General features: G+C 45.8%; 6 protein-coding genes, 2 tRNA genes and 1 pseudogene. 8 read left to right on the top strand and 1 reads right to left on the bottom strand.

The features are described 5' to 3' along the window. The first annotated feature begins 6 nt into the window (after positions 1–6). The 3 genes and pseudogenes from GPK88_RS12755 to GPK88_RS12745 all read left to right on the top strand — a co-directional run. Positions 7–79: transfer RNA gene (locus GPK88_RS12755), tRNA-Asn, on the top strand. A gap of 3 nt (positions 80–82) precedes the next feature. After that, positions 83–153 (top strand) — tRNA-Cys (locus GPK88_RS12750). 217 nt (positions 154–370) lie between these two features. Then, a pseudogene (locus GPK88_RS12745) lies at positions 371–580 on the top strand (bifunctional 4-hydroxy-2-oxoglutarate aldolase/2-dehydro-3-deoxy-phosphogluconate aldolase); the annotation flags it as partial. A gap of 70 nt (positions 581–650) precedes the next feature. Here the strand turns inward: GPK88_RS12745 and GPK88_RS12740 are convergent. Further along, positions 651–989, bottom strand: a complete 339-nt coding sequence (locus GPK88_RS12740) for a YozE family protein (protein ID WP_021977038.1) — start codon at positions 987–989, stop codon at positions 651–653. Positions 990–1,310: 321 nt separating this feature from the next. On the opposite strand from GPK88_RS12740, the gene GPK88_RS12735 reads away from it, so the two are divergent. From GPK88_RS12735 to GPK88_RS12715, 5 genes are all read left to right on the top strand, one after another. Continuing rightward, a complete protein-coding gene (locus tag GPK88_RS12735) occupies positions 1,311–2,024 on the top strand; it encodes an ABC transporter ATP-binding protein (protein WP_021977039.1) in 714 nt (237 codons plus the stop codon). A gap of 8 nt (positions 2,025–2,032) precedes the next feature. After that, positions 2,033–5,890, top strand: coding sequence for an FtsX-like permease family protein (locus tag GPK88_RS12730; RefSeq protein WP_252197768.1), 3,858 nt, complete (start codon positions 2,033–2,035; stop codon positions 5,888–5,890). Positions 5,891–6,019: 129 nt separating this feature from the next. Further along, on the top strand, positions 6,020–8,296 hold the full coding sequence (gene pflB, locus GPK88_RS12725) for a formate C-acetyltransferase (RefSeq protein ID WP_173762678.1): 2,277 nt from the start codon (positions 6,020–6,022) through the stop codon (positions 8,294–8,296). Between the two features lie 20 nt (positions 8,297–8,316). Beyond that, complete coding sequence (locus tag GPK88_RS12720) at positions 8,317–9,039, top strand: FUSC family protein (RefSeq protein ID WP_173762677.1); 723 nt, start codon at positions 8,317–8,319, stop codon at positions 9,037–9,039. Between the two features lie 558 nt (positions 9,040–9,597). Beyond that, positions 9,598–12,252: a valine--tRNA ligase gene (locus GPK88_RS12715; protein WP_173762676.1), complete on the top strand. Its 2,655-nt coding sequence runs from the start codon at positions 9,598–9,600 to the stop codon at positions 12,250–12,252. Positions 12,253–12,259 lie beyond the last annotated feature (7 nt).

Here is a 12,259-nt window from a genome sequence, read left to right as displayed (position 1 = left end):
AAGTATTCCTCCTTAGCTCAGTCGGTAGAGCATGCGGCTGTTAACCGCAGTGTCGTTGGTTCGAGTCCAACAGGGGGAGCATGGTGCCATAGCCAAGTGGTAAGGCAAAGGTCTGCAACACCTCTATCCCCGGTTCAAATCCGGGTGGCACCTCTTAGAAAGCTCTGGAAAGATGAATTTCCAGGGCTTATTTTTTCTATAAAAATGTACTTGCTGAAGGCCGTGAAGACAGACTTCTGGAAGATCGGACAGCATCCTTTCCTGATGCTGTCCGATAGATCAGGAATTTTTTTCTGTAAGCAGGATCCTTTTACGGTTATAAACCAGATGAAGGTACATGGCATCCTGGGCACGCAAAGCGTCATGCTCTGCAATGGCAGCTCCTTATACAGGAATCCGTTTTATGCCTACCGGCGGGATCAATGCGAAAAACCTTGAGGACTATCTTTCCTGTGACAAAATCCTCTGCTGCGGCGGAAGCTGGATGGTAAAAGGAGATCTTGTGAAGGCAGGAGAATTTGACAAAATAAGAGAACTGACAGCAGAAGCAAAAAAGCTTGCGGATTCCATAAGAAAGTAATCAAACTTAATACACATATTCAATAAAAAAAGCAGAACCCTGCACAACCAGGCAGAGTTCTGCTTTTTTGTCAATTATTGTGAAAATAGATCAATGAAGTAGGATCGGCAGAAGCTTTTTCCGCTTCAGCTGCCAGATCAGCTACAGGATCCGCAGAAGGTTTCCGAAGATCCATTCGGTAAAGATAAAAGATCCCACCGAAGAAACCGGGAATCAGTCCGGCGTATCCACCGGCACATAAGATCACAGTCAGCTTCACCATCAGTTCTGTCTGAAGTTCCAGACAAACAAGTAATCCTGCAAGAATTCCGGCTGCACTCCATCCAGCTGTCAAAAGTGCAAGAAAAACAGCTGGCGCAGGGGCCTTTTTTAAATTTTGATCTAAGTGATTCCACAGTACTTTATACATAATCCATTCCTCCTGTTTTGCTGGAATTATACTTCTGCTGTTGTCAGCAACAGTCAGCTATAATATTGATTTCCTTTATTTGTCTGTATTATAGAAAAGAAATGTAAAATACAAATGCGCAGGAATGAAAAATCTTTGTAAAATATAAGTAGAAATTGCATTTTGAATTAAGAACCGATATACTTATAAATATAGTTATTAATAATATTCGATCACAGCCGAAAACATTTTTCTACAGCTGTGATACGTGAGTGAGAGAATTAAAAGGGGGCAGATAAAAGCCCCCTGAAATCATATAGAGAGTAAAGAGGAGGGGTGGAAATGGAGCATACGGAAGAATATGTGAAGCTGGAGAATGTATCCAAAATCTATGGCTCAAAAGAAGTGAAGATCATAGCTGTGGATGAGATCAGCTTCCGGATAAAAAAAGGAGAATTTGTGGTTGTGGTAGGACCAAGCGGTGCCGGAAAGACAACGGTGCTGAATATCCTGGGCGGAATGGATAAGGCCACATCCGGCAATGTCTGGATCGATGGAAAAAATATTGCAAAATATACAGACCGGCAGCTGACCGGATACCGACGGGAGGATATTGGATTTGTATTCCAGTTTTATAATCTGGTGCCAAATCTGACTGCATTGGAGAATGTGGAGCTTGCTCTTCAGATCTGTAAGGATCCTCTGGATGCTAGGACAGTTCTGGAGGAAGTAGGGCTGAGGGAGAGACTGACCAATTTTCCGGCACAGTTATCCGGCGGTGAGCAGCAGAGAGTTTCCATAGCCAGAGCGCTGGCGAAGAATCCAAAGCTTCTGCTCTGTGATGAACCTACAGGAGCGTTGGATTATCAGACCGGCAAGGCAATCCTGAAGCTCCTTCAGGATACCTGCAGGGAACGGGGCATGACGGTTATTGTCATTACTCATAACTCTGCATTGACACCTATGGCCGACCGTGTGATCAAGATCAAAAACGGCAAGGTTTCCAGGATGACTGAAAATGCACATCCCACACCAGTGGAAGAGATTGAATGGTAGGTGACGGAATGAAGGCATTACACAAAGATTTCTGGATGGAGATCCGGAAAAGTAAAGCACGTTTTATCTCGATCTTTCTGATCGTGGCACTGGGTGTTGCATTTTTTTCCGGGATCCAGGCGTCTTCTCCGGATATGAGATATTCCGGAGATGCTTATTATGAAGCAGCAAAGCTGATGGATCTGAAGATCCAGGGAACCCTGGGACTGACTCAGCGTGATGTAAAAGCGGTATCGGATATTGACGGTGTGGAACTGGCTGAGGGCAGCTACTCTACGGATGTTATGAGTGGAGAGGACGATGCCAGGAAGGTTCTTCATCTGGAATCTATCAGCAGCAATTTTAATCTGCTTACAGCAGATGAAGGAAGGATACCGGAAAAAAGCGGCGAGATTTTTCTGGACAAGCCATTTGCAAAGAATCGGGGGTATAAAATCGGGGATACCATATCTGTCAGTGAGGATGGAGACAGTGAGCTTTTGAAAAAAACAACCTATACAGTTGTGGGAATCGGAAGCAGCCCTCTTTATATTTCATTTAACAGAGGAAATACGACTCTTGGATCGGGTGAGGTCAGCGGCTTCGGATACATTCTTCCTGAGGATTTTGAACAGGAAGCTTTTACCCAGATCTATATTATGGTTCATGAATCTGGGGATGTGATCAGCTATACCGATGCTTACGACAATCTTATCAGGAAAATACAGAAGCGTGTGGAAGGCATCGAAAAAGAACAGTGCAGTCTGCGCTACGATGAGATCGTCGCAGAAGCCAATGAAAAACTGAATGATGCCAGAAAAGAGCTTGAGGACGGAAAGAAGGAATCAGAGGAAAAACTTGGCGACGCGAAGAAAAAGCTGGATGATGGGCAGAAGAAGTATGAGGATGGAAAAAAAGAGTACGAAGATGGAAAACAGCAGCTCAGTGATGCAAAAAAGGAGCTGACCGATGGAAAACAGCAGCTTGCTGACGGAAGAAAACAGATTGAAGATGGATGGTCTCAGCTTAACAGCGCAAAACAGCAGGTGGAAGACGGTCTGTCCCAGTTAAATGCTGCCAGATCCCAGCTTGCTGACTCCGAAGCACAGATAAATGAGAAGCAGTCAGAGCTGACTGCCGGATATGAACAGCTGACTGCCGCAAAACAGCAGGTAAGTGACGGTGAGGCCCAGCTCCGGGAAGCGGAGAAAACACTGGAAAGCAAACAGGCTGAGCTTGACAGTGGAAGAGAACAGTTGGAAACGGGAAAGAATACGATCAAAGAAACAAAGGCTGCTCTCACCAGTCAGAAAGAACAGTGTGAGGCAGGACTTGTACAGGTTTCTGAGGGCGAATCCCAGATCAGTTCCAGTGAAGAAGCCCTTTCCGGGCAGCAGGCACAGCTGGATGAATTGACCAGCCAGAAAGAGGCATTAAGCAGTCAGGCGGCGGAGCTGCAGGCGCAGTATGACGCCGGTGCGGAAGCAGGAAAAAACCAGGAAGAGCTGGCTGAGCTTTCCACGCAGATCCAGACATTAAATGGCCAGATCAGTGCAATGGAAGAACAGATAAATGCCGGCCAGGCACAGCTCGACGGGGCACAGTCAGAGCTTACAGCGAAAAAATCAGAGCTGGCCCAGACAAGAGCTACCTTGGAGAGCAGCCTTGGTCAGATCAATGAGGGCTTCAGCCAGATCAAGGAACAGGAAGAGACACTTTCCCAGACAGAAGCACAGCTGAACGCAGGCCAGGAAGAACTGGATAAAGGGAAAAAAGAGCTGGAAACAAAGAAAGCTGAGCTTTCAGCGGCAAAAGAAGAAATTACGGCAAACCAGGCAACTCTGGATGATGGCCAGAGTCAGCTGGATTCGGCCAGAGCCCAGCTCAGCTCAGGGCGGCAGCAGCTGGAGGAAAAGCAGGCACAGTTAAATGCAGGACAGGCAGAGATCCAGACAAATACGGAAAAGCTTACCAGCAGTCAGGCAGAACTGGATGAAAATGAACAGAAGCTCCTGGATGGTGAAAAAGAGATCCGGGAAAATGAACAGAAATTAAAAGATGCAAAAAAAGATCTGGAGGATGCAAAAAAGAAGCTTTCCGATGGAAAGAAAGAATATCAGGACGGCAAAAAAGAGGCCGATGACAAAATTGCGGAAGCCCGGCAGAAAATCGAGGATGCCCAGAAAGAGGTGGATGATATTGAAACACCGGAATGGATCATCTCAGACCGCAATGACCTTCCGGAATATTCGGATTTTGGTGATAACGCAGAGCGACTGAAAAACATCGGAAAGGTTTTCCCGATGATATTCTTCCTTGTAGCGGCTCTGATCAGTCTTACCACGATGACACGAATGGTGGAGGAGCAGCGAACACAGATCGGAACCATGAAAGCACTGGGTTACGGAAAGACAGCCATCGCATCCAAGTATCTCAGCTACGCATTTCTGGCAACAGTAGGCGGAAGTATCGCAGGAGTACTTTTCGGAGAAAAGGTTCTTCCGTATATCATTATCCAAGCCTATGGGATCATGTACTGGAATATTGGCGATCACATGCAGCTGGATTATGAGTTACAATATGCACTGATCGCTTCCGGAGCAGCAGTGATCTGTACTATGGGTGCCACACTTTTTTCCAGTGCAAGAACCCTGGCAGAGACGCCGGCATCCCTGATGCGGCCGCCTGCACCGAAAGAAGGAAAACGGATCCTTATTGAACGGATCAGCTTTATCTGGAAGCATCTGAGCTTTTCCTGGAAATCGTCCATGCGAAATCTTTTCCGTTATAAAAAGCGTCTTTTTATGACCATTTTCGGAATTGCAGGAAGCATGGGACTGATGCTTGTAGGATTCGGACTTTATGATTCCATTATGGATATTGCAATTCTCCAATATGACCAGATCCAGCACTATGATGCCATGGTGATCAATGATGAGGATGCCACAGACAGCCAGGAAAAGGATCTTCTGAAATTCCTGGACGGAAACAGCGAGATCGATCACTATACCCGTATGCAGCTCACCAAGATGACGGCTCCAAAAGAAAAGGGAAGTGTCAGTATCTATGTGTATGTTCCGGAAAATACGGAAAATTTTAAAGAGGATGTAACATTGCGTGACAGAAAGTCCCACGAGCAGTATGAGCTTACCGATGATGGAGCGGTGATCTGTGAAAAAACGGCTTCTCTTATCGGTGTGAAAGCAGGAGACAAGATCATCCTGGAGAAAGACAACAGAAAGTATAAAGTAAAGATCACTGCTGTCACAGAGAACTATATGGGACATTACGTTTACATGACCCCATCCTGCTATGAAAAAACATTCGGGGAGAAACCGAAGTATTCAAGTACAGTATATACTATGAAAGAGGATACGGAGAGTGATCTGGAAACTCTTGGAAATGCGATCCTGAAATATCCGGCAGCTTTAAGTATCAGCTATACAAGCAGCACAGCAGGTCAGGTAGAGCGAATGCTGGGATCCCTCGGAGCGGTGATCTGGGTCCTGATCATTTCTGCCGGAATGCTGGCATTTGTGGTACTGTATAATCTGAATAACATCAATATCACAGAGCGTCAGAGAGAGCTTGCAACATTGAAGGTCCTGGGATTTTATGATGGCGAAGTTTCCCAGTATGTATTTCGGGAAAATATCCTGCTGTCCTTCATAGGAATTCTGGCAGGCGCAGTGTTCGGAATCCTCCTTCACAGGTATGTGATCACAACCGTTGAGGTAGATGCGGTGATGTTCGGAAGAAATATCAAGCCAATAAGCTTTGTTTATAGTGGAATCATTACCTTTGGGTTCTCCATGTTTGTAAATATGGTGATGCATTTTAAGCTGAAAAAGATCAATATGGTAGAGTCACTGAAGAGCGTGGAATAGGCATTGTTTCTCCAAAAGTCCATAAGTTTTTCTTATGCGGACATATGTATCCTTGATTTGTTATCCATGTGGGTTATTGGATATAATAAGAGTATCAAAGCAGATACAAAAAGAAGGAGGATACAGGCAATGCCAATGACAAAACCTGGAAAGTTTGACAGCAAAGGAGCATGGGACGGTTTCCGCGGAGAAATCTGGCAGGAAGAGATCAATGTCCGTGATTTTATCCAGAAAAACTATACACCATATGATGGTGATGAAAGTTTTCTGGCAGGTTCCACTGAGAGAACTGAGAAATTGTGGAACCATGTTCAGAAGCTGCAGAAAGAAGAAAGAGAAAAAGGCGGTGTTTTGGAGTGTGAAACAGAAGTTGTTTCCGGTCTGACCGCATATGGTCCTGGCTATATTAGTGAAGACATGAAAGACCTGGAGCAGATCGTAGGTTTACAGACAGACAAACCTCTGAAACGCGCATTTATGCCTTACGGTGGTATCCGTATGGCAGTTCAGGCTGCTGAGACTTACGGATATGAGATCAATCCGGAACTCAAAAAAATCTTCACTACTTATGTGACAACCCACAACGATGCTGTTTTTGGTGCCTATACTCCGGAGATGCGTCTTGCAAGAAAAACACACGTTGTAACAGGTCTTCCAGATACTTACGGACGTGGTCGTATTGTAGGTGACTACCGCCGTGTGGCCCTTTATGGAATCGACCGTCTGATTGAGGCAAAAAAAGTAGCTCACTACCGTGCAGGATGCGGAAACATGTATGATGATGTCATCCGTATGCGTGAAGAGATCAGCCAGCAGCTTAAAGCACTCAATGAGATGAAGAAGATGGCTGAGATCTACGGATATGATATTTCCAGACCGGCAAGAAATGCCCGTGAAGCAGTTCAGTGGCTGTACTTCGGATATCTGGCAGCAGTCAAGACACAGAATGGTGCCGCAATGAGTGTTGGTCGTATTTCCACCTTCCTGGATATCTACATTCAGCGTGACATCGAAAAAGGAATCCTTACAGAAGATGAGGCACAGGAATTGATCGATCATATGACCATGAAGTTCAGAATGGTAAAATTTGCTCGTATTCCGGAATACAATCAGTTATTCTCTGGTGACCCTACATGGGTAACTCTTGAAGTTGGTGGAACAAGCCTGGACGGACGCCATATGGTTACAAAGACAGATTACCGTTTCCTTCATACTCTGGAGAACATGGGACCGAGCCCGGAACCGAACCTGACTGTTCTTTACAGCCAGAACCTTCCGAGAGCTTTCAAAGAATATGCAGCTAAGATTTCAGTTGATACAAGTTCTATCCAGTACGAGAATGACGAAGTTATGAAACCAGAGTGGGGAGACGACTATTCCATCTGCTGCTGTGTTTCTGCAACAAAGACAGGGAAAGAGATTCAGCTTTTCGGTGCTCGTGCAAATCTTGCAAAAACACTGCTGTATGCATTCAACGGCGGTTTCGATGAGAAACACAGAATCCAGTGCGGACCGGCAATGGCAAGGATCACTTCTGAATATGCTGATTATGACGAAGTTGTCGAGAAATTTGACTGGTGGATGGACTGGCTTGCAGACATCTATGTAAATGTGCTTAACCTGATCCACTACATGCATGACAAATATTATTATGAGGCAGCAGAGATGGCCCTGATCGACAACGACTGTGAGCGTTCTTTTGCAACTGGTATCGCAGGATTTTCACATGTTGTAGATTCCCTCAGTGCAATCAAATATGCAAAAGTTAAGATCATCCGTGATGAAGAAGGAATCACAAAAGATTTCGAGATTGAGGGAGATTTCCCACGTTATGGAAATGACGATCCTCGTGTAGATGAGATCGCAACATGGCTTCTGCGTACGTTCTTTGACAAGATCCGCCGTCGTCATACTTATCGTGATTCCAAGCCGAGTACTTCTATCCTGACCATTACTTCCAATGTAGTATATGGAGAGGCTACAGGAGCTACACCGGACGGAAGAAAAGCATATACTTCTTTTGCACCAGGAGCTTCACCGTCTTACGGCGCAGAGCAGAACGGACTGCTTGCTTCCCTGAACTCTGTTGCAAAGATACCATACCACTGGGCACTGGACGGTATTTCCAATACACAGACTATCAATCCGGAAGCACTTGGACATGACGAGGATGAGCGTAAGGAAAAACTGGTAAATATTCTTGACGGATATTTTTCACAGGATGCACATCATCTGAATGTTAACGTATTCGGAACTGAGAAACTGATCGATGCAATGGAACATCCGGAAAAAGAAGAATATCAGAACTTTACCATCCGTGTTTCCGGTTATGCGGTGAAGTTTATTTCTCTTACAAAGAAACAGCAGCTTGATGTTATTGCACGTACCTGCCATAAGAGACTGTAATAAAGGACGGACATTGTTATATGGCATTTGGATTTGGACCGCAGGAAATGTTGGACAGAGCACAGGTGCCAGATAAATGGCAGCTTACGCCACTGAAAAACTTCAGGTCTCCCCGTATTCGTTCGAGGATGTGGCGTACTGCTCTTGCAGCATTGATCACTGTCATTATTTACGAATATATTTTAAACAAAAGAAATCCCTGTTTTGCATTGATCGGTGCGGTTTACGGGGTTGGAAGCCAGTTTGAAGAAGGTTTCCATAACGGGATCAACCGGGTGATCGGTACTCTGGTCGGAGGCCTTCTGGTGATACCTTTCTATGAATTGTATATACGCCAGCTTTTTGGGATTCCTGACTGGATATGGCTTGTTTTGGGGCTGTGTCTTGTGCTCTGGTGTAATTTTGCACTGGGAGCGGACTCCGCGATCCAGCCGGGAAGTGTCATTTATTTTGTTGTGATCTATACGGTAGGGACGGAGCGTGTACTTCCCTATACAATAGCCCGCATCATTGATACCGGTGTTGGAGTGTTGATTGCACTTTTATTGTATGCAATATTTCCATCAAAATACGACAGAGAAAATGGCGTATCGATCAAAACGTTCTGGACGGAAACAAAAGAGTCGTTTAAGTCCTATATAAACAAAAACCGTACACTTCGAAAAAAAGAGCGTGAAAATTTCGGTACGGAAGATAAAAAATTCTCCAAAATCATTTCAAGATTTAAAGATAGACCGAAGTAACTGATGAGGGTACCTGCAGAGATGACTGCAGGTGCCCTCATGCTATATGTGGCGTCAGGAAAGACAAGCAAGAACCTGAAAATATATGAAATCCCGGAAAAGCAGGCCTCCGTCTTGACAAAAAAAGAAAATTTCATTATAGTAGGAACATGGTAAAGGCGTTGAATAAGAGGAGTATGCAGATCTACGCTGACAGAGAGAAATGCACAGACGCAGGAGAAGCGCAGGCTGGAAGGCATTTTCAGATGTAAGACTGCAGAAGGTAGCTTAGAAGCCGGGAAACTGAAAGCAGAAATGAAGAACAGATGCTGCTGTGTAGGTTTTCACGTACCCCGCGTTAAGGGATAAGAGATAGACGGGAATAACAGATAAGATAGTTTTCCCGGATAATGAAGGTGGTACCGCGAGAATGATCGCCCTTCGCACAGGAGTTGTTAGCTTTGGTGTGGAGGGCGTGCTTTTTTCTTGCAGAAAACAGGAGCATTTTAAAGCTTCCATAATCAGAAAGAGCTGCCCCAAAAAGACAGCTTGATCCCAAGAAAGATTCAGGAGGAAAACATGAGCAAAGAACTTGCAAAGACTTATGATCCCAAGGGTATTGAGGATCGTCTGTACAAAAAATGGATGGACAACGGATACTTCCATGCAAAAGTAAATCCGGACAAAAAACCTTTCACAATCGTAATGCCGCCGCCCAATGTAACCGGACAGCTGCATATGGGCCATGCACTGGATGAGACCATGCAGGATATCCTGATCCGTTTCAAGAGAATGCAGGGCTACGAGGCTCTCTGGCAGCCGGGAACTGACCACGCAGCCATCGCTACAGAGGTTAAGGTAACAGAGAAACTTCGTAAAGAGGGAATCGACAAGAACGAGATTGGCCGTGACGAGTTTATGAAACATGCCTGGGCATGGAAAGAAGAGTACGGCGGAAAGATCATCAACCAGCTGAAAAAACTGGGTGCATCCGCAGACTGGGAGCGCGAGCGTTTTACCATGGATGAGGGCTGTTCCAAGGCTGTTCAGGAGGTATTTATCCGTCTCTATGAGAAAGGATATATTTACAAAGGTTCCAGGATCATCAACTGGTGTCCGGTATGCCAGACTTCTATTTCTGACGCGGAGGTTGTACATGAGGACCAGGACGGATTTTTCTGGCACATCAATTATCCGATCGTAGGTGAGGAAGGACGTTTCGTTGAGATCGCAACCACACGTCCGGAGACACTTCTCGGCGATACAGCAGTTGCTGTAAACCCGGAGGATGAGAGATATAAAGACCTTGTAGGCAAGATGCTGAAACTTCCTCTTACAGACAGAGAGATCCCGGTTATTGCCGATGAGTATGTTGACAAGGAATTCGGAACAGGCTGCGTTAAGATCACACCGGCACACGACCCCAACGACTTTGAGGTTGGACGCCGTCATAACCTTGAGGAGATCAATATCCTCAATGATGACGCAACCATCAACAGCCTTGGCGGAAAATATGCAGGTATGGACCGCTACGAGGCACGTAAGGCCATGGTAGAAGACCTGAAAGAGCAGGGACTCCTTGTAAAAGTTGTTCCGCACAGCCACAGTGTTGGTACCCATGACCGCTGCGGTACAACCGTAGAGCCGATGATCAAACCACAGTGGTTTGTAAAAATGGATGAAATGGCAAAAGCTGCCATCAAGACTCTGGACGACGGAAATCTTCAGTTTGTTCCGGCGCGTTTTGACAAGACTTACCTGCACTGGCTGGAGAACATCCGTGACTGGTGTATTTCTCGTCAGCTCTGGTGGGGACACAGAATCCCGGCTTATTACTGTGATGAGTGCGGTGAGATGGTTGTTGCAAGAGAAATGCCTGAGAAGTGCCCGAAATGCGGATGCACACATATGCACCAGGATGAGGACACACTGGATACCTGGTTCAGTTCCGCACTGTGGCCATTTTCCACACTTGGATGGCCAGATAAGACACCGGAGCTTGAGTACTTCTATCCGACAGATGTCCTGGTAACCGGATACGATATCATCTTCTTCTGGGTTATCCGTATGGTATTTTCCGCACTGGAGCAGACTGGTGAGACTCCGTTCCACCATGTACTGATCCACGGCCTGGTACGTGACTCCCAGGGACGTAAGATGAGTAAATCCCTTGGAAACGGTATCGATCCTCTTGAAGTTATCGACAAATACGGTGCAGATGCACTTCGTCTGACTCTGATGACAGGTAATGCACCTGGAAATGACATGCGTTTCTACTGGGAGCGTGTAGAGTCCAGCCGTAACTTTGCAAATAAGATCTGGAATGCATCCCGTTTCATTATGATGAACCTGGAAGGAAAGACCGTAACAGAGCCGAAAGATCTGAACGCTCTTTGCAACGAGGATAAATGGATCCTTTCCAGACTTAACACCGTGATCCGCGATGTTACCGAGAACATGGATAAATATGAGCTTGGAATCGCTGTACAGAAAGTTTATGACTTCCTGTGGGATGAGCTCTGTGACTGGTATATCGAGATGGCCAAAGTAAGACTGTGGAAAGCAGAGGAGAACCCGGCAGCAGCAAACGATGCACTGTGGACACTTCGTACTGCACTGACACAGGGACTGAAGCTTCTTCATCCGTTCATGCCGTTTATCACAGAAGAGATCTACTGCACACTGCTTCCAGAGGAAGAGTCTATCATGATCTCTGACTGGCCGGTATACAAAGACGAGATGAACTTTGCAGATGCTGAGAAAGCAGTTGCAAGTTTCCAGGAAGTTGTACGTGGAATCCGTAACACCAGAAATGAGATGAACGTACCGCAGAACAGAAAGACAAATATCTACATCGTAGGCAAGGACGCAGAGAGCTGTGCACGTTTTGAGTCCTGCAAGAGATCCTTTACAAACCTTGCGTTTGCAAAAGAGATCCATGTGCAGCAGGATAAGAGCGGAATCGGCGAGGATGCGGTATCCATCGTTGTAGCAGACGGTGTGGTATATCTGCCGCTGGAAGACCTGATCGACCGTGAAAAAGAGATCGAGCGTCTCACAAAAGAGCAGGAGCGTCTTACAAAAGAGATCGCCCGCTGTGAGGGAATGCTGAACAACCCGAACTTTGTGAACAAGGCACCTGCAGCAAAGGTAGAGGCAGAGAATGAGAAACTTGAGAAATACAAAGAGATGAAAGAGAAAGTGAACCTGCAGTTAACACAGATGGTGAAATAACGAAGGA

This window comes from Blautia sp. MCC269 (assembly GCF_018785655.1).
GTDB lineage: Bacteria > Bacillota > Clostridia > Lachnospirales > Lachnospiraceae > Blautia_A.
This window is presented reverse-complemented; position numbering and strand designations above follow the sequence as displayed.